This window comes from Limnomicrobium aquaticum (assembly GCF_040545545.1).
GTDB lineage: Bacteria > Pseudomonadota > Alphaproteobacteria > Rhizobiales > Rhizobiaceae > Ensifer_A > Ensifer_A aquaticum.
In genome coordinates this window covers 858,555-879,743 of the sequence record NZ_JBEPMB010000001.1, presented here as the reverse complement: position 1 = coordinate 879,743, position 21,189 = coordinate 858,555, and the positions used below count along the sequence as shown (strand labels likewise).

Below are 21,189 nucleotides of genomic sequence, written 5' to 3'. Positions count from 1 at the left end.
ACAAAATTAAACGAGAACACTATATCCCCGCACCTCGCGGGCAGTGCGGGGATTATGCAGAAAAAGAAACGGATTCAGATATTTAGAAATCGAATGGCGATCCCTGCAGGGCTCGAACCTGCGACCTAGTGCTTAGAAGGCACTTGCTCTATCCAGCTGAGCTAAGGGACCGCTCCTTCGGGAGGGACTGTACCCTGCCCGTATTCAAGGCGCAAAACAGCAAACGTCGCTTCTGGCGCTATTGAGGTGCCAGAGCTCAGTGCGTCCAGGGCTGCGTGCGGGAGTAGCGGAAATTGTCGGAATACGAGACCGCCTTGCGGGTGGCTTCCTTCGGCTCGATGACGCGATAGGCAATGCCATTCGCCTTTGCATACGCTTGGGCAGCCTCGCATGTTTCGAAGCTCAGCTTGACCTGCTGCTGCATGTCACCGGAACCCGTGTAACCCATCAGCGGATCAATCACGCGCGGCGCCTGCTGGTCGAACTCGAGAACCCAGAGATGGGTCTTGGCTTTGCCAGACTGCATGGCTGTCTTTGCGGGTCGATAGATCTTTGCCGACATCTTCAAACTCTTAAGCTCTGGACCCGATCATTACACCGGGCGATGGGAAGTGAATTTCCGAGATCCGAACAACGCAGCCCGATTCCGATCTCACGTCATTCCTGCCACAAAATTGGAGCCCGCGAAATAGGCTCGAAATGGTCGGAGTGGAGAGATTCGAACTCCCGACCCTCTGGTCCCAAACCAGATGCGCTACCAGACTGCGCTACACTCCGTCACATTCGAGACCCGCTGATACACGCTTGAAAACGCTACGGCAACAGCAAAGTTGAGCTTTGCAAGCCTCGATTTAGATCGCTCAGTTCTTGGCCTTGAACGCAAGCGACGCGCCGCTGACCTTGTCGCCGGGGGATAGTTTCAGCCGCTGTGCCTCTCCGCCCGCAAGCTCCAGCACATAGGCAGCGAGACCGCGAGACGGAATGATTGTCTCATCCATGGGCTTGGCATTCTCGGCAATATTGAAAATCTTCCCTTCACTATCGATGAAAAACATGTCGAGTGGAATGAGGGTATCCTTCATCCACATCATGACAGTCTTCGGCTGCGGAAAGATGAAGATCATGCCCTTGCCTTCAGCAAGAGACGTGCGGTTCATCAGACCGGTCGCGCGCGTCTGTGCGGAAGCAGCGACCTCTACCTTGAAATCATGCAACTTGCCGTCATGCCCGGTGATCTTTAGCACGCTGACAGGGAGATCTTCCGCGACTGCAGGGAGCGAAACGAGCACAACAATCATCAGCGTGCAGAGTGCGCCAGCGAGCCGATGAAAGATGGAGAGGAAACGCATCAGTGCGATCGCGCCGGCGGCGCAGGGACATCCGGATGTATCTCGGCGGCCATCAGCCCCTTCTCTCCGTCACCAAAGCGGATCAGGACAGTCTGGCCGGGCCGCAGTTCGGTCATGCCGAAGCGGCGCAGGGTCTCCATATGGATGAAGATATCCTCGGTGCCCTCGCCACGCGTCAGGAAGCCAAAGCCCTTGGTGCGGTTGAACCACTTGACCAGAACACGCTCCAGACCGCTCGTCGGGGTTACCTGCACATGTGTCTTGACCGGCGGCAGTTGCGACGGATGCACCGCTGTCGACTGGTCCATGGAGAGAATGCGGAAAGCCTGATAGCCGCGGTCGCGCTTCTGCACGAGTGCCACGATGCGCGTGCCTTCAAGGATGGTCTGATATCCGTCACGGCGCAGGCAGGTCACATGCAGAAGCACGTCCTGCATCCCGTTATCGGGTACGATGAAGCCAAACCCCTTGGCAACGTCGAACCACTTCACGACACCGGTGATTTCAATGAGATCGACGGATTCACCGGAAACATCGTCAACAGTAGAAATATCTTTCGTCGATATTCTGTCCGCCATTTCCCGTTGCCCCTCGTCTACGCGTCACATGCATTCACGGTTAACTGATTCTCGCCACAAAGATTAACAATGTGTTCGGGTTTCAGTGCAAGTGCCAGTTTGCAATAAACCCCAGCGACTCGCGTCTTCCACAGCTCGATTCGTGACACCGCGGGCTTGCCCCAGGCTTTATACGACCGCATATGAGTTCGGAACTCAACAAAGGGACATAGACATGCGCTATCTGCACACCATGGTCCGCGTGACCGATCTTGACGCATCGCTGGCATTCTACCGCGATGTGATGGGTTTTGAAGAAACGAGGCGCATCGAAAACGAGGCCGGTCGCTTCACGCTCGTGTTCCTCGCCGCAAGCGAAGACAAGACGAGTGCCGCCGGGACCGGGGCGCCCTGCCTCGAACTCACCTACAACTGGGATCCGGAAGCCTATACCGGCGGTCGCAACTTCGGCCACCTCGCCTATGAGGTCGATGATATCTATGCCTTCTGCGCGAATGCTGAGAAGCATGGGGTCACCGTCAACCGCCCGCCGCGCGACGGTCACATGGCCTTCATCCGCTCGCCCGACAACATCTCCTTCGAGATTCTGCAAAAAGGCAAAAGTTTGGCACCGCAGGAGCCCTGGGCCTCGATGAAGAACACCGGATCGTGGTGATCTGAGATTTTTTTGAAAGCGCATATCCCTGAAATCCTTGGGGGTTTGATCAGCGGCTTCTCAAATTGACGCAACGGCAGGCCCGGGCAGTTTACATCGCCCGGGCCTTTCCTTAGAAATTTGCGCCAGATTAAGAATTGGGAGCCGCGTTTGAAAACCAAGCAGCACAAAGGATCGGCGGAAAGAGGGCTCTATGCCTTGTCTGCCGGACTGCTGACAGCGATTGCGCTGTCGGGCTGCATGTCTTCTTCGCTGGAAACATCCTTCGACCCCAAGTTGCTCAGCGATGCGCGCGCCCAGCAGCCGAAAGCGCAGGGTGTGCAGAACGCTCACAGCGCGCAGAGTGCCAAGACTCAACGGCTTGCGCTCAACCCGGAAACAACCCAGGAAGTCGAGATACAAAACGGCGTGCCGGTCACGGCGGACCAGCAGGCAGTCATCGCCGCCGCGACGCAGGCGCGCATGGGTGTAATTCCGATCCCGAAAAACGCGGCCGCCTTCCGCCCTACCGCGTCCGACAAGCAGATACAGGTCGCGCTGAATGCCGCCCGCGGAAGCATCTTTTCCACGGCCCCGCCGAAGCCGGAGGAACAGGCCGCGGCGCAAAAGAGCGGGGTCACGGTGCCGACATCCGTGCCTGCCCCGAGTTTCAATCCTTCGGTCATCAATATCTATACGCCGGCGGAAGCCGAGAGCACCAATTCCGATGCATCGCTTGCCGCGCCTGGCACGACCGCAGATGCTGCACCTGCTGAAGATCAGACAGCCACCCCGAAAGGTGGCCGCGTTCTGAGCCCGTCTGAGATACAGCAGCCCGCAAAGGTCGCGAGTCTCTTCACCATGCAGCCGCAAAATCCTATCGCGGTGCCACTCCCGGCGGAACCGCCGGTGCAGGATTTCAACGCCGGGCGCTTCAGTCAGCCCTCGGCCCAGCCTGAAGATAGAACCGCCAAGCTCGAACCGGCAAATCCGCTTCGGCTCCAGACGCCGCAGCCATCCAATCCGCTGAGCGCGACACCCGATGACGGTAGCCGTCCCGTCGCCAAACTCAATGCCTTCTTCCCGCCGAAGCCCGCGCCTGCCGCTGTGGAAGGTGAAGGCGACGATGGCGACAATGGAGACGACAGCGCCGACGATAGCGAACCCGCAGGTCTGATGCGCCTGATCTCGGCGCCGGGCCTGGCCCGCGTCGCGCCGAATGGTATCTGGATCCAGACGCCCTATGTGGAGACAGACTGCTTCAAGCCGGAACTGATGAAGATGCTCCACGTCGTGGAGAAGCATTACGGCAAGCCGCCGATCGTGACCTCCGGCTATCGTCCGCCGGTCTGGAACGCCAAATCGGGCGGCGCAGAACACTCTCTGCACACGACATGCAGTGCGGCTGATATCCAGGTGAATGGCGTTTCCAAGTGGGAACTCGCCAACTATCTGCGCTCGCTGCCTGAACGCGGCGGCGTGGGAACCTATTGCTATACGAACTCCGTGCATATCGATACGGGCGACCAGCGGGACTGGGACTGGCGCTGCCACCGCAAGAAAAAGAAGCGCAGATAAGCTCAGCTAAGCGGCTGAATTTATTTCTGAATGCGACACGGATCGCAACGCGCCCGGACTTCATGAATTTTTTTTGAAAAACCCGAATTTCCCGCTTGCGGGATGAAATTCCGCTGACTATAAGGTCGCCACACCGCGAGGCGCTTCGACAGAAACTTCCCGCGGTTCGGCATGCGCCCTTCGTCTATCGGTTAGGACGTCAGATTTTCATTCTGAAAAGAGGGGTTCGACTCCCCTAGGGCGTGCCATTTCCCCCTCCCAAAATTGAAACCACAGACGTCGGAATGCGTTCTTGTTTTGCGTGAAGAATTTCATTTAGCGCGCTGACTTGGCTTGTTTTTCCACCGGCCGGATTTTCCCGAAAATTTGGGCCGTTGCTGATAGAAAATCAAGAATCCGTCTTGCGGGAATCCGGAACGCTGACTATAAGGACGCCACATCGCAAGACGGTTCGCAGAGAGCCTCAAGCGATGCGGCATGCGCCCTTCGTCTATCGGTTAGGACGTCAGATTTTCATTCTGAAAAGAGGGGTTCGACTCCCCTAGGGCGTGCCACACCCTCTCCAGATTTTGATCGGCTCATGCGAGCGGCCAACTTGGCCTGAAGAGTTCGAATACGTCTCCCGCGTCGCAATAATCCATGTATCCGAGACGTCCCAGCGGACGAACCAGCGCCATATCAAGCCGGCCATCCCTGATCCCCTCATCCCGGATGTGGACGCCGGCCACCTGTCCTATGATCATGGTGTTGTCCGATTCGACGCCATCGAGCCCCTTGAGCGGCTTCACCTCGACCACGCGGCATTCCAGCGCCGCATAGGCTTCAGCAACGACGGGCGCCTCGACAAGCCTTCCCATGACGGGCGTCAGCCCAGCCAACGAGAATTCGTCTATCTCGGCGGGCGCTGCGGTCGAGCTGAGGTTCATCGCGTTCAGCAACGCGCGGCCGGCGAGGTTCGTCGTGAAGACACCAGTCTCCTCGGCGTTGCGCTGACTGTCCTTGCGCCCGCTCGAGGAAAACATGATGAGTGGCGGGCGATCCGCAATCGCGGCAAAAAAGGAATACGGCGCGAGATTAAGCACTCCGTCTTTGGATTTCGTCCCGATCCAGCCGATTGGTCTCGGCGACACGATCGCCTTGAAGGGATCATGTTTCAGAACCGCAGGACGATGACCCGTTTCATAGAACACGTTCAGCCCTCCATCCAGGTGACTTTGTCCGCGAGGTCCGGACGCGGACGCTCGACTGCCGGAAAATCCGTCGAGCCGATATGGATGAAGCCGGCGACCTTTTCGCCGGGCTGGACGCCCAGCAGCGGAAACGCCTTTTCATCGAAGGCGAACCACTCGGAAAGCCAGTTCGCGACATAGCCCTGCGCGTTCGCCGCCAGGATGACATTGAGGCAGACGGCACCAGCGGACATGATCTGCTCCCATTCCGGAATTTTCGCATGCGGACCTGCCGTGCTGATGACGCCGATTACGACGGGTGCACGCGTGAAGCGGCTGCGTTCCACCTGGATCATCTCGCCGGAAAGATTCGGATCACGCTCCAGCGCCATCTCCAGCAGCTTCTCACCAATCTGTACGCGAATGTCACCCGTGTAGACGATGAAGCGCCACGGCGCGATCTTGCCGTGATCAGGCACCCTGACGGCGAGCCGCAGGATCTCCTCGATACCCGCCCGGTCAGGACCTGGTGCACGCATCTGAAAGGCCGGGATGGAACGGCGAACCTTGAGATAGTCGATCAGTGCGGGATTGGGTTCCATGGGCATATCCTCTTTGACATCTTTTCTGACACGCTTATTGCCGACCACCCTCGCCCGCGCAAGCCGGCGAAACCTGTACAATGTGTCATCGCCATCAAATTGCCGGAGGCAGGCGCTTTATGCTCGCATCCGCAGATTTGCCTATGATATGGACAGAGACGGTTCGGGCTATGCCCGAATGCGGCCAAGGGTCAAACAGGACGACATGAAGCGCTTCAAATCCACGGTCTGTCTGGCGACTGCCACAGCACTGCTTGTTGCTCTGGCGCCGGCACTGGCCGGTGCGGTGGATCCGTTTGCCGCCTCACCGAATGGTGCACCCAAGCTCAAGCTTCCCGGCATCAACAGCTTCTCGCCCAACGTGGAGCCTCCTGCCTCGAAGGATGCACGCATAGTCCGCTGCGATGCTCGGCTGACCGCAGACGGACCAGCACTTCAGAACGGCATTTCCTGGCATGTATTCTCGGCCATTCCGGGACAGGACGGCAAATTGCAGCTGATCGCGGCGTCAGATGGCGGGTCGCACAGTTTCAAGCTGGCGCCGGGCGACTACTTCCTCAATGCCGCCTTTGGCCGCGCTACGGCGACGAAGCGTGTCAGCGTGCCGGCGTCCGGAGACGTACCCAATCAGGAACTCGTGCTCGATGCCGGCGGCATCGTTCTGCATGCCGTCTCCGGCAACGACACGAAGATCCCCGACAAGGATCTCAAATTTTCGATTTACACGAATGATGTTCAGGACGACGGAGAGCGAGGCCTGGTGATGCAGGACGTCGCGCCGAACAGCATTGTCCGGCTGAATTCCGGGACCTATCATGTCGTTTCCACATATGGCAGCCTGAACGCAGTTATTCGCGCCGATATTCAGGTCGCCGCAGGCAAGCTCACGCAAGCCACCATTCAGCACCGTGCCGCGCGCATTACCTTCAAGCTGGTCTCCACGGCCGGCGGCGAAGCCATTGCCGATACGGCCTGGTCCATCCTCACCGGCTCCGGCGATATCATAGCGGAAAATGTCGGGGCCTTTGCAACGATGGTCCTCGCGGAGGGAAATTACACCGCCGTCGCCCGCAACAAGGAAAAGATCTATCAGCGCGACTTTGTCGTCAAGGCCGGCAGCAACGCCGACGTGGAGCTTCTGCTGGGCCGCGACGACGCCAACCAGAACCAGATCCCGCAAGGCGCAAACGGCGCGGCGGCCGACATGACCTCACCGGACTGATCAGCGCCGGTCATCCCGCGCGGTCAAATATGAAGCGCATGACTGGAAATGAAAAAGGCGGCCCGCAAGGACCGCCTTTCGAATTTTGAGCAAAGTTTGCCAACGATTATTCGTCGGCAGCCTTCTTCTTGGCCGGAGCCTTCTTCTTCGCAGCAGGCTTTTCCTCAGCAGCAGCCTCATCGGCAACTGCCTCTTCAGCAGCGGCTTCCTTCTTGGCGGCAGCCTTCTTCTTCGGAGCAGCCTTCTTGGCTTCAGACTTGCCTTCGGCTTCGTCGTCAGCAAGCAGCTCTTCCTTGGAGACCTTCTTGTCCGTCACAGAGATCTCGTTCAGCAGATGGTCGATGACCTTCTCTTCGAAGATCGGCGCGCGCAGCGAAGCGGCAGCACCGGGCGTGTTCCGGAAATAGTCGAGGATTTCCTTCTCCTGGCCGGGGAACTGGCGCAGCTGGGCGAAGAGCGACTGCTGCATTTCCTCATCCGAAACTTCGATCTTGGCCTTCTCGCCGATTTCGGAGAGAACTAGGCCGAGGCGTACGCGACGCTGTGCGAGCTTGTTATACTCTTCGCGTGCGGCTTCTTCCGTCGTGTCTTCGTCGGCGAAGGTCTTGCCCGACTGGGCGAGATCGGTGTTGATCTGACGCCAGATGTTGTCGAACTCGGCCGAGACCAGCTTTTCAGGCGTTGCGAAGTCATACATTTCGTCGAGCTGGTCGAGGATCTGGCGCTTCAGCTTCTGGCGGGCAACCGAGCTATACTGACCTTCGATCTGGCTGCGAACGATTTCGCGGAGCTTTTCAGCGGATTCCAGGCCGAGCTGCGTTGCAAGTTCGTCGTTGATCTCGACATCCTTGGCGCCAGCCACATCCTTGACCTTGATGTCGAAGGTGGCTTCCTTGCCGGCGAGGTTTGCAGCCGGGTAGTCAGCCGGGAACGTGACGGTGATGACCTTCTCGTCGCCGGCCTTGACGCCGACGAGCTGGTCTTCAAAGCCCGGGATAAAGCGGTTGGAACCGATCACGAGTTCAGCGTCTTCATCCTTGCCGCCGTCGAAGGCAACGCCGTCAACCCTGCCGAGGTAGTCCATGGTGACGCGGTCGCCGTTGGCAGCCTTGCCCTTCTTGGTCTCGTAGGTCTTGGCGCTTTCGGCGATCTGCAGGACCTGCGTATCGACTTCCTCGTCGGCGATGTCGACGACTTCGCGCGTAACCTTGATCTTCGAAACGTCCTTGAGTTCGAACTTCGGGATCACTTCATAAGCGATCGTGAATTCGAAATCGGCCTCAGCTGCGAGGATCTTGTCTGCTTCAGCCTCGTCCTCGGTCATCGCGATATCCGGCTGCGTCGCGGACTTTTCGCCGCGCTCGGTCAGGATTTCGTTCGGACGAACGCGGACGATCTCGTTGACGAGTTCGGCCATGACCGACTTGCCGTACATCTTCTTGAGCTGTGCAAACGGCACCTTACCCGGACGGAAACCGTTGATCCGGACGCGGTCCTTCACACCCTCAAGGCGCTCATTCATCTGAGCTTCCATGTCCTTGGCCGGGATGACGACCTTGATTTCGCGCTTCAGCCCTTCAGCGAGCGTTTCGATTACCTGCATGTTAAAACCTTCATTTCCAAGCGGCGGCGCGTATCTTTTGCCTCATTGATCGCGAGGCGCGCTGCCGGAACCTCGATTTGCCGGAGTGGCTTCTATGCAAATTCCGGGCACTTTGGCAAGCAAAATGGCGCGTTCGCGCGCAAAAGCCTCTCGTTCGCCTGCCAATCTGCCTCTTTATATATGGTGCGGGTAGAGGGACTCGAACCCCCACGCCTTTCAGCGGTGGAACCTAAATCCACTGCGTCTACCAATTCCGCCATACCCGCTCTCACAGCAGGCCCACCCTCTCCTCAAGAAACCGGCCCGCACGGAAGCCGCCTCTATATCACCCGGCATGAAGATCGCAACAGAAATTAGCGCATATTCCCGCCCTCATCCCTATATGTACAGGGAGAAGCAGCGGGCGCTTTAGCACGATCTTAAGAGACGCCTGCTATCGTCCCCAAAGACGATAGACAAAAGCCATGCGATGAGCGCATGCCACATATGACTATTTTGCAGTGCACAAAACGGAATAGATGATCTATATTTGAACCATCAGACGGGCGCAGCGAACTGCAGAACCGGCTGAGACGCGAAATTTGAATTCGAGATTGCCTACTCCTCCTCCCAGGGCGTCTCGTTTATGACTGGCAACACTCCTCCTCCCAGTTGTCAGTCTCTTATATGACGCCCGCCGCACCTCCTCCCGCGGCGGGCGTTATAATTTCTGGGCATAACCTTCCAACATCCTCCGATCATCGTCGCAAGCGTCGTTTCAAAACGGAATATCCGTTCCGCCATAAACGTCTTCGCCCCTGCAGTTTACGTGCTCGACCGACCGGCGCCGATGCAACTGCGAAGATCCTTCCTTCAGGCACAGACGTGCCTCTACAACGTCGCGTTAAAAAACTCTTAACAAAATCGGACCTTTGCAAGGCGTCATGCATCTGGCGCATGGGTGACCTGCCGGAATTGCGCTTTATCATTGCTGCGATGCAACATATAAAGGGTCTCAGAGAAGAAGAGGCAGCCAGACGCGTTGCCAAACCCTAGAGAAGGAAAAGGCCATGAACATTGCTCGCTCTTTTAACAACTGGCGCAAGTACCGTCAGACCGTTGTCGAACTCGACCGCATGTCGAACCGCGAACTGACCGACCTCGGCATTGCCCGTTCGGAAATCCAGCGCGTTGCCCGCGCCGCCGTTCGCTGATCGGCACATACACCTCCCATTTGAAAAGCCCCGCCGGCTCTGCCCGCGGGGCTTTTTGCTGCCCGTTTTTCGAGCTCGGCACTCATAAATCATTAACATTTTGGTTTCTAAGGCGAATTTTCACTGCAAGCGACGCGCCATATCTTAAAAGCGACGCGCTGACCTGCCTATTTTTGGAGCAACGATTGCGGCTTGGGCAAGCGTTTGCACAAATGCATGGCAGATGATGAAATTCCGCACTGCACATTGCTGCTGCGACGCGGTATAACAAACTCATAGAAAGACCACAGCGATGACGGGGCGGTTATGCAACGCATACCGGCGCATGTGGATCTAGAAAACGTTTGAGGAAACCATCATGAACCCGATCCGTCTTGCCAAGAGCTGGCTGTCCTACCGCCGCACGCTGTCCGAACTGAGCAATCTGCCTTCGCACACGCTCAGCGACATCGGCCTGACGCGTTACGACATCCGTATGGTCGCTGCCCGCCAGGCACGCTGAACCGTCCGTAAGATTGTTGAATGTCTGCAACGGCGCCATCTCGGCGCCGTTTCGATTCTGTCGATAAGACTCTCAATCGGATCGTGAATTTTTTGTCGTGCTTGCCCCTTCGCTCATGATATGGAGCCGCCCATGACAAACATCTTCGCGACTTCCATCTCCCCCGTTCACGTTGTCGGCGGCGGTCTCGCCGGCTCCGAAGCCGCCTGGCAGCTCGCGCGCGCCGGCGTTCCGGTCATCCTGCACGAAATGCGCGGCGTCAAAGGCACGGACGCCCACAAGACCGACGGTCTTGCCGAGCTCGTCTGCTCCAATTCTTTCCGCTCCGACGATGCCGAAGCGAACGCCGTTGGCGTTATCCACGCCGAAATGCGCATGGCCGGCTCGCTCATCATGTCATGTGCCGACAGGCACCAGGTTCCCGCCGGCGGTGCCCTCGCCGTTGACCGCGACGGCTTTTCCGACGCGGTAACCCGTGCACTGGAAGCCGAACCGCTGATCACCATCGTGCGGGAGGAAATCGACGACCTGCCGCCGGAAGAGTGGGATCTCGCCATCGTGGCAACCGGCCCGCTGACATCTTCAGGTCTCGCCAAGGCGATCCAGAAGGCGACCGGCGAAGACCAGCTCGCCTTTTTCGATGCGATCGCTCCCATCGTGCACCGCGATTCCATCGACATGGACATCTGCTGGTATCAGTCACGTTACGACAAGGTCGGCCCCGGCGGCACGGGCAAGGACTATATCAACTGCCCGATGGACGAAGAGCAGTACAATGCCTTTGTCGATGCACTGATCGCCGGCGACAAGACCGGTTTCCACGAATGGGAAGGTACGCCCTATTTCGACGGCTGCCTTCCCATCGAGATCATGGCCGAGCGCGGCCGCGAGACGCTGCGCCACGGCCCTATGAAGCCCATGGGCCTCACCAACGCGCACAACCCGACGGTCAAGGCCTATGCCGTCGTGCAGCTGCGCCAGGACAATGCGCTCGGCACGCTCTACAACATGGTGGGCTTCCAGACGAAGCTGAAATATGGAGCGCAGGCGGAAATCTTCCGCATGATTCCCGGCCTGCAGAATGCAGAATTCGCCCGTCTCGGCGGCCTGCATCGCAACACCTATATCAACTCGCCCGTCCTGCTCGACCGCTCGCTGACACTGAAGTCGCGACCCGGTCTGCGTTTTGCCGGCCAGATCACCGGCTGCGAAGGCTATGTCGAAAGCGCCAGCATCGGCCTGCTCGCCGGCCGTTTCGCCGCCGCAGAACGGCTCGGCCGCGACATCGTGCCGCCACCGCCGGAAACTGCGCTTGGCGCCCTCCTCGGCCATATCACCGGCGGGCATCTGACGACCGATGAAGAACCGGGCAAGCGCTCCTTCCAACCGATGAATGTCAATTTCGGCCTGTTCCCGGAGCTGGAAGCGGGCGCGATCGTGAGACCGGAAGGCCTCAAGCGCTTCCGCGGCAAGGACAAGGCAATCGCCAAGAAGAAGGCGATGAGCGCCCGCGCGCTGAGTGCCTGCAAAGCCTGGCTGGAAACGGCGTAACGAAAGCCAGACAAACGAAAAATTTCAGCGACACGATGCGCTGAATTTGGTGATATCCGGGCCACTCAGGCCGGGCTCAGTGCCGTCGAATCATCGCCGCCGCCACTGGCGGCGAAGCTACCGAGCAGCCAGAGCGACACCTCCGCCGCCTGCCTTTCGGAGGCAAATATGAACTCGCCGCTTTCGGACGTGTTTTTCTTGAAATCAAGCCGAACGGTGTATTCATTCTCGCCCGGCAACACAGTGACAGTTCCCGGATGCAGCAGCCGGCAGGCCAATGTTCGACCGCGATAATGCACGCAGCCCACCTTGTTGTCGAAGAGCCTGAGAAACACCGTCTGCCGGTCGGCGGTCGCCACCACGTCGCGCACGGCTTCCTTGGGAAACGCGCGGCCGAACTCGATCAGTGCAGGCCCGGCATCCTCGTCCTCTTCCCGATGACGCGCGGCAAGCTGCATCGAATAGATGGAAAACATGGTGATCAGGAAGATCGCCAGCAGCCAGACATAGGTGGCGGGCACGGGTTATCTCCACCGTTGCGACGAGAAAACAAGCCCTCTCTTTAAAAGCCGGAGCTTGTCCGAATTTTGCCTATGCGTTCAGAGCGTCCGCCTGCGCGATGCCCGCCAGAGGCGCCACTGAGCGCCGAGCGGACCGGGCGCAATATTTGTCGCGAAAACGCCTGCCTTTTCTTTCAGTGCGCGTTTCAGCACGCCTCGGGTCAGCGCGGCCGGCAGGAACGGCCCGAAAGCTTCGCCCGAGGCCGGCAGATGCGCCCGTGCCTTGTCCAGATGCTCCAAACCGAAGGTCGCAAAGATCTCGATGGCCGCATTAAGGCGCGGCTTGTCCTCGCGTGCCAGAAATGCCTCACGGTCGAGCCCGACGGCGGAGAGCATGTCGAGCGGCAGATAGACCTGCCCGCGCACGGCATGACGCGGCATCAGGAGAAGCGCGCCGGCGACCGCCTGCGCGACGCCGGCATGGCCAGCGGCCCCCGCATGCGCCTGTGCCTGCGCCGATGCTGCAATCATCAGCCCGAGCTGGATCAGCGCGGAGGCCGTTTCGCCGGCATAGCCCTCGAAATCGTTCCGTGACGGCATCGCATCATCATAGAGATCGAAAATACGAGCCTCGCACATGCTCATCAGCACCCTGCGCGGCAGATTATGACGATCGATCACATCGAAAAGCGCTGCGGCCAACGGCCCGGCATCCTCGCCCTTATTTGATTTCTCGAAGAGATCCCGCCACCATTGCAGGCGGATTTCGCCGGGTAAGGGCTCGCGCACCAGATCGCGCACCCGCGCAATTTCAGCGTTGAACAGATAGAGCGCGGCCATGTCGCGCTGCATCGCCTCCGGCATCAGCAGGCAGGCGAGATAACGGTCACGGTCGAGATCGCGCAGTGTCGAAAGACAATAGGCGAAGGCGTCGTCGAGGGCAGACTTGGCGGCAGGGTCAGACATCGGCATGCGGTTTCCTCAAGCCTCAAACGGCGATGAAGGCCGCTGCGACCGGCCGCTTCTCCGACAGCATGATATTATAGGTGCGCACGGCAGCCCCCGTGCTCATCGGATCGGAATTCATCCCATGCGACCGGAAAAGCGCTTTCAGTTCCGCCGAGAGTGGCTTGATATCGAGGCCTGTTCCAACCAGCAGGAATTCGATCCGTTCCGCTTCGGCAATCACCTTGTCAAAATCGTCAGGTTTGAGCGGCTGCCCCTCCACTGCCGTCCAGGCATGAATGCCGGACGGCAGGCAGAGGATGGAGCCGCGATGCGACATGTCCGCGAAGCGGAAGCCGCCATTGCCATAGACGTCGATCTGCGCCTGCTCGGGCAGATAGCCGGGGCCTTCACCCCTGCTCACTTGGCGCCCCTGCTCATTTCGCGCCAGCCGGCAATGCCGCGTCTTCCTCGTCATCCTTGGAATTCGCGCCATCGTCGGAACGCAGCTTGAAGAGGATGAGGATCGGCGCTGCGATATAGATCGACGAATAGGTACCGACGATCACGCCGAAGAGCATGGCGATCGTGAAAGACCGGATGACTTCGCCGCCGAAGATAACCAGCGCGAGGATGGCCAGCGACGTGGTAATGGAGGTCATGATCGTTCGCGACATCGTCTGGTTGGTCGACGTGTCGATGATCAGCGACATCGGCATCTTCTTGTATCGTCGCATCGTCTCCCGGACACGGTCGTAAATGACGACAGTATCGTTCAGCGAATAACCCACGATGGTCAGCACCGCCGCGATACTCGATACGTTGAATTCGGTCCCGGTTATCACGAACATGCCGATGGTTAGGAGCACGTCGTGGACCGTGGCGATGATCGCCCCCACCGCGAACTGCCACTCGAACCGCAGCCAGACATAGAGCAGGATGCCGATAAGCGCGACGGTCACCCCGATGGTACCCGTCTTGGCAAGCTCGCCCGAAACGGTCGGACCGACGACCTCGACGCGCGAGAAGCTGTAGTCCTTCTCGAGCTCGCCGCGCACCAGCGAATCCACCGACTGCTCGGCATTCTCACCCCGGTTCTGCGCCTGCACGCGGATGAGTGCTTCGGAGGGCGAACCAAAACCCTGCACCATGACTTCACCGAGGTTCAGCCCGGATAGCCGCGTTCGCAGGTTCTCCAGATTGGCCTCGCCCTGGATCGACTTCACCTGGAAGATCGAGCCACCGGTGAAGTCGATGCCGAGATTCATCCCGAGCGTCATGAAGCCCACGACGGAAGCGACCGAAAGCATGGCCGACAGGCCGAAGTTGAAGTTCCGCAGCCGCATGAAGCGGATGTTCGAACCGTCGAAGAAGCCGGTGCGAACGCCCTTCGGCACGGCCTTCGGACGCGCACGGCGCACCCAGATGGCCACCAGCCAGCGGGTCAGCGTGTAGGCGGTGAAGACGGTCGTGACGATACCGATCATCAGCGTGATGGCAAAGCCACGGATGGGGCCGGACCCGAGGAAGAAGAGCACGGCAGCGGCGATGAAGTGGGTGACGTTGGCATCGACGATCGTTGCGAAGGCGCGGGTGAACCCGCTCTCCACCGCCGGCAGGAACGACTTGCCGTTCTTGAAGTCTTCGCGAATACGCTCGTAGACAAGAACGTTCGCGTCCACGGCAACACCGATGGTCAGAACGATACCCGCGATACCCGGCAGCGTCAGCGTCGCGCCCAGCATTGTCAGGATCGCGAGGATCATGATGACGTTGAGCGTCACCGCCACATTGGCGATGAAGCCGAGCAGACCGTAGAAGACCATCATGAAGACGATAACGAGTACGGAGCCGAGGGCACCGGCGATCACGCCGCTCTTGATCGAATCGGCACCGAGACCCGGACCGACCGTACGCTCTTCAACCACCGTGAGCTTCGCCGGCAACGCGCCGGCGCGCAGCAGAACGGCAAGGTCGTTCGCCGACTGCACCGAGAAGCTGCCTGAAATCTGGCCCGACCCGCCAAGAATTGGCTCGCGGATGACCGGAGCGGAGAGAACGTCATTGTCGAGCACGATGGCGAAGGGCTTGCCGACATTCTCGCTGGTCGCCTGCGCAAAGCGCGTAGCGCCCTTGGAATCGAAGCGGAAGGTCACGACCGGCTCGTTGGTCTGCGAATTGAAGCTCGCCTGCGCATCGACGAGGTCTTCACCCGAGACGAGCGAGCGCTTTTCGATGAGATACGGAACCGGCGGGTCGTCATTGGAATACATCACTTCCGACGTGGCTGGCGCGCGGCCGTTCAGCGCATCCTGCGCCGACATCGTCTGATCCACCATGTGGAAAGAGAGTTTTGCGGTCTGGTTCAAAATGTTCTTCAGGCGCTGCGGATCCTGCAGGCCGGGAACTTGAACGATGATGCGGTCTGCACCCTCGCGCTGAATGGTCGGCTCCGTTGTGCCAAGTTCGTCAACGCGGCGGCGGATGACTTCGGTTGACTGCGTCACGGCCGAGGTCATGCGATATTCGATGCCCTGATCGGTGATCGTAAGCTTCAGAAGACCATCGCCGGCATCCGTCAGGGTCGCCTCGACCACCGAACCACCCGTGATCGTGCCGGCAGAAATCGGTTGCGTCAGCGTCGAAAGCGCCTTCTTGGCGGCGTCAAGCTGGCCGACGTCACGAATGCGAACCTGAACGGTCTGTCCCGTGCCGGCAAGACCCGTGTAGCCGACATTGGCTTCGCGCAGCTTGGTGCGAACGTCATCGACGGTCGACTGAAGCCGTTCCTTGACGATGTCGTTACGGTCCACCTGCAGCATGACGTGCGAGCCGCCCTGCAGGTCGAGACCCAGCGTGATCTTGTGTTTCGGGAACCATGACGGAAGGCCCGAGAGCGTCTTGTCACTGATCGCATTGGGCAGCGCGATGATGACGCTGACGGCGATGACAAGCCAGATGAAGATGGACTTCCAACGGGAATAATAGAGCATGGGACTCTCGGACTTTCAGAAGAAGAAGCCCGCCCGGTGATGCCGGACGGGCGCAATGTCACTGCTTGGCGACGGGCTCACCCTTGACGCGGACCTCGGTAATCAGCGAACGCACGACGCGGATCTTCACGCCGTCGGCAATCTCGACTTCCACTTCCTTCTCGTCTTCGAACACCTTGGTCACCTTGCCGACGATGCCGCCGCCGGTCACGACCTGGTCGCCACGGCGCACGTTGGTCAGCATTTCTTCGCGGCGCTTCATCTGGGTCCGCTGCGGGCGAATGATGAGGAAATACATCACGACGAAGATCAGGAGGAAGGGCGCGATCGAAAGCAGGATCTCGGCCGGGCCGCCACCTGCTGCAGGCGCGGCAGCGCTCTGGGCGAATGCTTCGGTGAAGAACATGAAAACTCCTTGCAATTCATGTGTGGAGCGCGATTGCCGCCCCTGGTCTCAAGCCGCCGGAATATAGTGTCCGCGGTCATGAATGCAACAAATAGCTACCGCTTGCGAACGTTTTCCGGACTTATCGGCCTTTCGACGAAATTTGCAGCATGTTAGGCCCGGTAAAACTCAAGAATACCCAGGAGGAAACGGCATGTCTGATGAAACGACACGCGAACTTCTCATCGAGATCAGGCAGCTGCGCGAGGCTCTGGAAAGAATCGCCGGGCCCAAGCCTGCCGAAAACGACTGGTCGGCCGCAGACTGCTTCGTTTGGTCTCCGGCCCGCAGCTTCCTGCAGCCCGTCAGCCGCCCGAACCGCGTCAAGCTGGAACTGATCCACGGTGTCGATCATGTCCGCGACATTCTGTTCGAAAACACCAAGCGTTTTGCCGACGGTTTCCCGGCCAACAACGTGCTCCTCTGGGGCGCGCGCGGCATGGGCAAGTCGTCGCTCGTCAAGGCTGTCCATGCGCGGCTCTGCGAAAACCCGGCGCTCGCCATCAAGCTCGTTGAAATCCACCGCGAGGACATCAACAGCCTGCCGGCGCTCATGGAGATCCTTCGGACAAGCCCGGTCCGTATCATCCTTTATTGCGACGACCTCTCCTTCGACAATGACGACACGTCTTACAAGTCGCTGAAGGCCGCGCTCGACGGCGGTATTGAAGGGCGACCGGACAATGTGATCTTCTACGCGACGTCGAACCGCCGCCACCTGCTTCCGCGCAACATGATCGAAAACGAGCAGTCGACCGCGATCAATCCGTCGGAAGCGGTCGAAGAAAAAGTCTCGCTCTCCGACCGTTTCGGCCTCTGGCTCGGCTTCCACAAATGCAGCCAGGACGACTATCTCGGCATGATCGACGGCTATGCCGCCCATTTCGCGCTGGAAGGAAGCCGCGAGGACCTGCATCACCGGGCGCTCGAATGGGCAACGACGCGCGGCGCGCGCTCTGGCCGTGTCGCCTGGCAGTTCGTCCAGGACGAGGCGGGCCGTCAGGGCAAGGCGCTGGGCTGATCAGGGAAGGCTGTCGGTGACGGCGATGATCGGCCCCAGCGGCTCGCTCTCGTCGCGCCGGCCCCAGGCGGGGACCATCATGCTGGAGATGGACCCGTCGAGAAAGAGCGCGTTCCGGCAGTTCAGCACATCGCGATAGAACAGCGCGAAATCGTAAAACCGCACAGGCCCCCTGGTGACAACGAACACCACCCTGCCCTTGTCATCGACGCCGACGCCGTTGCGCAGTTTCAGGCTGTCGCTCTGGGGGAGAAAGGCGGGATGGATCTTCCCGTCGACGACGAGCATGGGACCGGATTGCGTTGCAAGCCTCGGCTGGATGCCGGTGGCCGCATAGGCCTCTGTCTCCATGACGCCCGCCTTGCCATCCTTGCCGATATAGAAGACGCCGTTGGGCCGCAGGAAGAAATTGCCCCATCCGCCGCCCCGCACCAGACCGTGTTTCTCGACGCCTTCCTCGACATGCAGTCCGACAGGGCTCAAGTCCGAATGATACATGCCGGCATTCATGGCGAAGCGGATGACATGCTTGCCGGAAAACCAGATATCGCGCCCGAGCGCCCGGAACCCGCCATAGGCCTTGCCGGTCGCATCCGCGTTAAAAAGCCGGATATTGTCCCTGGCGGGATCGAAGGTGCAGACGGCATAGTCGTTGCCGAGATAGCCGGTCCATTCGCAATTGGCTGTCGCATGGGCCGCGACGGGAACAGCGGCCAACAGGCCTGCGGCGAATCCCAGAACGCGGCGCCAGCGCAACAGATCAGCCCTTGGCGACGGCGTCAAAGGCAAGCAACTTTTCCAAAAGCCGCGGCATATCCTTCAGATGCACCATGTTTGGCCCGTCGGAAGGTGCATGATCGGGATCCTCATGCGTCTCAATAAAGACGCCCGCGACGCCCACCGCAACAGCGGCGCGCGCCAGCGTTTCGACAAACTCACGCTGTCCGCCCGTCGAGCCACCCTGCCCGCCCGGTTGCTGAACAGAATGCGTGGCATCGAAGATCACCGGCGCGCCCATTGCCGCCATGATCGGCAGCGAGCGCATGTCGGATACGAGCGTATTGTAGCCGAAGGAGGCGCCGCGTTCGCAGAGCAGCACATTCGGGTTACCGCTGGCGTTCAGCTTGTTGAGCACGTTCTTCATGTCCCAGGGTGCCAGAAACTGGCCCTTCTTGACGTTGATTGCCTTGCCGGTCTTGGCTGCAGCAACCAGAAGATCGGTCTGACGGCACAGGAAGGCCGGGATCTGCAGAACATCGACGGTCTCGGCGACGATGGCGCATTGTTCCTCTGTGTGAATGTCGGTGATGACCGGGAAACCGAAGGTCTTCTTCAGATCGGCAAAGACCTCCATCGCCTTCTCAAGCCCGATCCCGCGTCCGGCCGAAAGCGACGTGCGGTTCGCCTTGTCGAAGGATGACTTGTAGACAAAGCCGATATTCAGCTTGGCGCAGATGTCCTTCAGCGCACCGGCCATCTCGAAGGCATGGTCGCGGCTTTCCATCTGGCAGGGGCCGGCGATCAGCGACAGACGGCCCGTGTTGGAAAATGTCACGGCACCCGCGCCCGAACCGATCGTCACGCTCGCACTGGTCTTCACGTCAGTCATGCCTGTTCCTCAAAGCTATAGAGCACGCCCTGCCCGGACGCCTCGGGGACGACCAGCCTGTTGCCGATCATCTCGTGAACCACGCCATTGCGGCGCAAAAGTGTTGCCGTCTCTGCAAGCGAGCCGACATGAAACGAAACTGCACGGCCTCTCAAGCCGCGGGCATGACCGCAATATTTCCGGCCGAACCGTGATTCGAATTCGGAATGCGTCACCACGGAGAGACCCGCGCCACCCGCCGGCATTTCCAACCTGTCTCCGATCGGCTCGGGCCGACCGCCGCGCGAGACAACACCCAGGAAATCTGCGAAATCCTGCGGATGCGGCTCACACAGGGTCACGCCGGCCAATCCGGTCACGCCATTCTCATGCGCCATCAGCGCCGAACGATCCGCAGCCGGCGTGTTGATGCGCTGGCAGGTGAATGCGTAGAAATCCGGCGATCGGAGATCGGCGGCAAAGGCAAGCCGGAACGAGGCAACACTTTCCGCGCCGTCCGGCGTGCGGAAGGGTCGCGAAAAATCCAGCATCCGGCCGGCCGAAAAGCCGGCTTCCTCATAGGCATGATGATCGGCCTGCGCATCGGTGGTTTGGAAGACCACAGCCTCGAGCCCTTCAGGTCCATGACGGAACCGAAATGCGCGATCGCGGGCAGTAAAGACATTGCCAGCGCGTGCTGTCGCGAGACTATCTGCACCAGAGCCAATTGCCAGCGGCTCCAGATAGGTTCCGTCCTTGAGGAAAACACAAGCATTTTCAGTGCCGAACGGATGGCGAGCATCCGGCGCGACGGTAAATCCCAGCGAGGTCAGCCGCGCCCGCCCGGTCGCGAGATCCGTCACTGCCAGGACAAGATGATCGATTGCTCTCGAACCGGACATCGCTGAACCTCTCCTTCGTCGCGCCTGATGTGCAACGTTCCCGCACGGAATTCAAGACCGCAGTCGAACCTTAGTTTTCCTTCGCCACACAGGTAAACAACGGGAATATAACCAATTTAGGATTCTATAAACTTTTACCAAGTTGTTTTACGGCAGATAATAGAAGTTGCGCTATTCTGCACCTGTCAATGAAACAGAGGGTCCTTGAGCAACAGGACAATCGAACATGGCACAGGTAATCACCGTGTCGGCTCCTACCGCTGCAGCTGTTAGTGACAACTACAAGGCAGCGGTTCGGACCGCGACATACAATCCGATGGTCGCAGCCATCGAAGACTGGCATGCAAAGGCAATCGCCGATGGAGACATCGCCGATCGATCGCTTCTGCAATTGGTGCATCCGCCATCACTGGCTCTGACATTCCTGACGGCGAGCCACCACAAGGTGCCGCAGTCGACGCCTCAGCACGCGACAGCCGCGTATCTGGCAAATGGTCACGGCAAGTAACGGCAAGTAAAACCGGACGTACCCGTTCGGCGTTTTGGATCAAGCGTGGCAGCGATGCCGCGCTCGTTGGCGTTTATGCGAATCTCTGTTGCGACATTTTTTTGTGTCACAACGTCATTTCCCTCTTGTCAAATGCCATGCCGACCAAATAATTGGACCACCCCGTTGGGAGAATCCAGTCGTTGATCACGACTGGTGCCGAAGGAGCAACCGCCCCGGAAACTCTCAGGCCAAAGGACCAACGGATCGGAACTGCACTCTGGAGAATGGCGGGTCAGACCCGCATGCCGAAGGGATAACAATCTC

General features: G+C 59.3%; 22 protein-coding genes, 5 tRNA genes and 1 riboswitch. Of the genes, 10 read left to right on the top strand and 17 right to left on the bottom strand.

The annotated features are described in order from the left end of the window. Positions 1-94: 94 nt before the first annotated feature. The 5 genes from ABID16_RS04385 to ABID16_RS04365 all read right to left on the bottom strand — a co-directional run bounded on the left by ABID16_RS04385 (position 95) and on the right by ABID16_RS04365 (position 1,927). Positions 95-171 (bottom strand) — tRNA-Arg (locus ABID16_RS04385). 85 nt (positions 172-256) lie between these two features. Further along, positions 257-562 (bottom strand): ETC complex I subunit, encoded by a 306-nt coding sequence (locus tag ABID16_RS04380; RefSeq protein WP_354555125.1) that lies wholly within the window; start codon positions 560-562, stop codon positions 257-259. A 138-nt stretch (positions 563-700) separates the two neighbouring features. Beyond that, positions 701-777, bottom strand: a tRNA-Pro gene (locus ABID16_RS04375). An 83-nt stretch (positions 778-860) separates the two neighbouring features. Further along, on the bottom strand, positions 861-1,349 hold the full coding sequence (locus ABID16_RS04370; protein ID WP_354555124.1) for a DUF192 domain-containing protein: 489 nt from the start codon (positions 1,347-1,349) through the stop codon (positions 861-863). Further along, a complete protein-coding gene (locus ABID16_RS04365) occupies positions 1,349-1,927 on the bottom strand; it encodes a cold-shock protein (RefSeq protein WP_354555123.1) in 579 nt (192 codons plus the stop codon). Before ABID16_RS04365 ends, ABID16_RS04370 begins: the two co-directional genes overlap by 1 nt. Before the next feature lie 214 nt (positions 1,928-2,141). On the opposite strand from ABID16_RS04365, the gene ABID16_RS04360 reads away from it, so the two are divergent. The 4 genes from ABID16_RS04360 (at position 2,142) to ABID16_RS04345 (ending at position 4,693) form a co-directional block, all read left to right on the top strand. Further along, positions 2,142-2,582 (top strand): VOC family protein, encoded by a 441-nt coding sequence (locus tag ABID16_RS04360; protein ID WP_354555122.1) that lies wholly within the window; start codon positions 2,142-2,144, stop codon positions 2,580-2,582. Positions 2,583-2,732: 150 nt separating this feature from the next. Further along, the gene (locus ABID16_RS04355; RefSeq protein ID WP_354555121.1) at positions 2,733-4,139 is read left to right on the top strand and encodes a YcbK family protein; all 1,407 of its coding nucleotides are present in this window, start codon (positions 2,733-2,735) and stop codon (positions 4,137-4,139) included. A 173-nt stretch (positions 4,140-4,312) separates the two neighbouring features. Continuing rightward, positions 4,313-4,387 (top strand) — tRNA-Glu (locus ABID16_RS04350). Between the two features lie 231 nt (positions 4,388-4,618). Beyond that, positions 4,619-4,693, top strand: a tRNA-Glu gene (locus tag ABID16_RS04345). Between the two features lie 24 nt (positions 4,694-4,717). Here ABID16_RS04345 and ABID16_RS04340 read toward each other — a convergent pair. Both ABID16_RS04340 and ABID16_RS04335 read right to left on the bottom strand, forming a co-directional pair. Further along, a complete protein-coding gene (locus tag ABID16_RS04340) occupies positions 4,718-5,329 on the bottom strand; it encodes a flavin reductase family protein (protein ID WP_354555120.1) in 612 nt (203 codons plus the stop codon). Between the two features lie 2 nt (positions 5,330-5,331). Continuing rightward, positions 5,332-5,910 (bottom strand): nitroreductase family protein, encoded by a 579-nt coding sequence (locus ABID16_RS04335; protein WP_354555119.1) that lies wholly within the window; start codon positions 5,908-5,910, stop codon positions 5,332-5,334. A gap of 205 nt (positions 5,911-6,115) precedes the next feature. On the opposite strand from ABID16_RS04335, the gene ABID16_RS04330 reads away from it, so the two are divergent. Further along, positions 6,116-7,132 carry an RgsD C-terminal domain-containing protein gene (locus ABID16_RS04330; protein WP_354555118.1) on the top strand — a complete coding sequence of 339 codons (1,017 nt, stop codon included), beginning with the start codon at positions 6,116-6,118 and terminating at the stop codon, positions 7,130-7,132. A 106-nt stretch (positions 7,133-7,238) separates the two neighbouring features. On the opposite strand, the gene tig is transcribed toward ABID16_RS04330, so the two are convergent. Both tig and ABID16_RS04320 read right to left on the bottom strand, forming a co-directional pair. Next, positions 7,239-8,735 (bottom strand): trigger factor, encoded by a 1,497-nt coding sequence (gene tig, locus ABID16_RS04325; protein WP_354555117.1) that lies wholly within the window; start codon positions 8,733-8,735, stop codon positions 7,239-7,241. 181 nt (positions 8,736-8,916) lie between these two features. After that, positions 8,917-9,001: transfer RNA gene (locus tag ABID16_RS04320), tRNA-Leu, on the bottom strand. 783 nt (positions 9,002-9,784) lie between these two features. Here ABID16_RS04320 and ABID16_RS04315 point away from each other — a divergent pair. The 3 genes from ABID16_RS04315 (at position 9,785) to trmFO (ending at position 11,981) form a co-directional block, all read left to right on the top strand. Next, a complete protein-coding gene (locus ABID16_RS04315) occupies positions 9,785-9,928 on the top strand; it encodes a DUF1127 domain-containing protein (RefSeq protein ID WP_354555116.1) in 144 nt (47 codons plus the stop codon). A gap of 358 nt (positions 9,929-10,286) precedes the next feature. Next, the gene (locus ABID16_RS04310) at positions 10,287-10,430 is read left to right on the top strand and encodes a DUF1127 domain-containing protein (RefSeq protein ID WP_354555115.1); all 144 of its coding nucleotides are present in this window, start codon (positions 10,287-10,289) and stop codon (positions 10,428-10,430) included. Between the two features lie 132 nt (positions 10,431-10,562). After that, positions 10,563-11,981 (top strand): methylenetetrahydrofolate--tRNA-(uracil(54)-C(5))-methyltransferase (FADH(2)-oxidizing) TrmFO, encoded by a 1,419-nt coding sequence (gene trmFO, locus ABID16_RS04305; RefSeq protein ID WP_354555114.1) that lies wholly within the window; start codon positions 10,563-10,565, stop codon positions 11,979-11,981. 65 nt (positions 11,982-12,046) lie between these two features. Here the strand turns inward: trmFO and ABID16_RS04300 are convergent, their stop codons facing one another. The 5 genes from ABID16_RS04300 to yajC form a co-directional block, all read right to left on the bottom strand. After that, the gene (locus ABID16_RS04300; protein WP_354555113.1) at positions 12,047-12,502 is read right to left on the bottom strand and encodes a hypothetical protein; all 456 of its coding nucleotides are present in this window, start codon (positions 12,500-12,502) and stop codon (positions 12,047-12,049) included. 78 nt (positions 12,503-12,580) lie between these two features. Next, positions 12,581-13,447, bottom strand: coding sequence for a phytoene/squalene synthase family protein (locus ABID16_RS04295; RefSeq protein WP_354555896.1), 867 nt, complete (start codon positions 13,445-13,447; stop codon positions 12,581-12,583). 22 nt (positions 13,448-13,469) lie between these two features. Then, on the bottom strand, positions 13,470-13,850 hold the full coding sequence (locus ABID16_RS04290; protein WP_354555112.1) for an Mth938-like domain-containing protein: 381 nt from the start codon (positions 13,848-13,850) through the stop codon (positions 13,470-13,472). A 13-nt stretch (positions 13,851-13,863) separates the two neighbouring features. Beyond that, positions 13,864-16,419, bottom strand: a complete 2,556-nt coding sequence (gene secDF, locus ABID16_RS04285; RefSeq protein ID WP_354555111.1) for a protein translocase subunit SecDF — start codon at positions 16,417-16,419, stop codon at positions 13,864-13,866. A gap of 58 nt (positions 16,420-16,477) precedes the next feature. Continuing rightward, a complete protein-coding gene (gene yajC, locus ABID16_RS04280) occupies positions 16,478-16,825 on the bottom strand; it encodes a preprotein translocase subunit YajC (RefSeq protein WP_354555110.1) in 348 nt (115 codons plus the stop codon). A 193-nt stretch (positions 16,826-17,018) separates the two neighbouring features. On the opposite strand from yajC, the gene ABID16_RS04275 reads away from it, so the two are divergent. Further along, positions 17,019-17,885, top strand: a complete 867-nt coding sequence (locus ABID16_RS04275) for an ATP-binding protein (protein WP_354555109.1) — start codon at positions 17,019-17,021, stop codon at positions 17,883-17,885. On the opposite strand, the gene ABID16_RS04270 is transcribed toward ABID16_RS04275, so the two are convergent. Genes ABID16_RS04270 through ABID16_RS04260 form a run of 3 tightly spaced genes read right to left on the bottom strand, consistent with a single transcriptional unit; the run spans position 17,886 to position 20,375 of the window. Beyond that, positions 17,886-18,602 (bottom strand): phosphodiester glycosidase family protein, encoded by a 717-nt coding sequence (locus ABID16_RS04270; RefSeq protein ID WP_354555108.1) that lies wholly within the window; start codon positions 18,600-18,602, stop codon positions 17,886-17,888. A 43-nt stretch (positions 18,603-18,645) separates the two neighbouring features. Beyond that, the gene (kdsA, locus tag ABID16_RS04265) at positions 18,646-19,494 is read right to left on the bottom strand and encodes a 3-deoxy-8-phosphooctulonate synthase (protein ID WP_354555107.1); all 849 of its coding nucleotides are present in this window, start codon (positions 19,492-19,494) and stop codon (positions 18,646-18,648) included. After that, the gene (locus ABID16_RS04260; protein WP_354555106.1) at positions 19,491-20,375 is read right to left on the bottom strand and encodes a VOC family protein; all 885 of its coding nucleotides are present in this window, start codon (positions 20,373-20,375) and stop codon (positions 19,491-19,493) included. Before ABID16_RS04260 ends, kdsA begins: the two co-directional genes overlap by 4 nt. Positions 20,376-20,601: 226 nt before the next feature. Here ABID16_RS04260 and ABID16_RS04255 point away from each other — a divergent pair, with 226 nt between their 5' ends. Next, the gene (locus ABID16_RS04255; protein WP_354555105.1) at positions 20,602-20,883 is read left to right on the top strand and encodes a hypothetical protein; all 282 of its coding nucleotides are present in this window, start codon (positions 20,602-20,604) and stop codon (positions 20,881-20,883) included. Positions 20,884-21,039: 156 nt separating this feature from the next. Continuing rightward, a riboswitch (glycine riboswitch) is annotated at positions 21,040-21,134 on the top strand. The last annotated feature ends 55 nt before the right edge of the window (positions 21,135-21,189 follow it).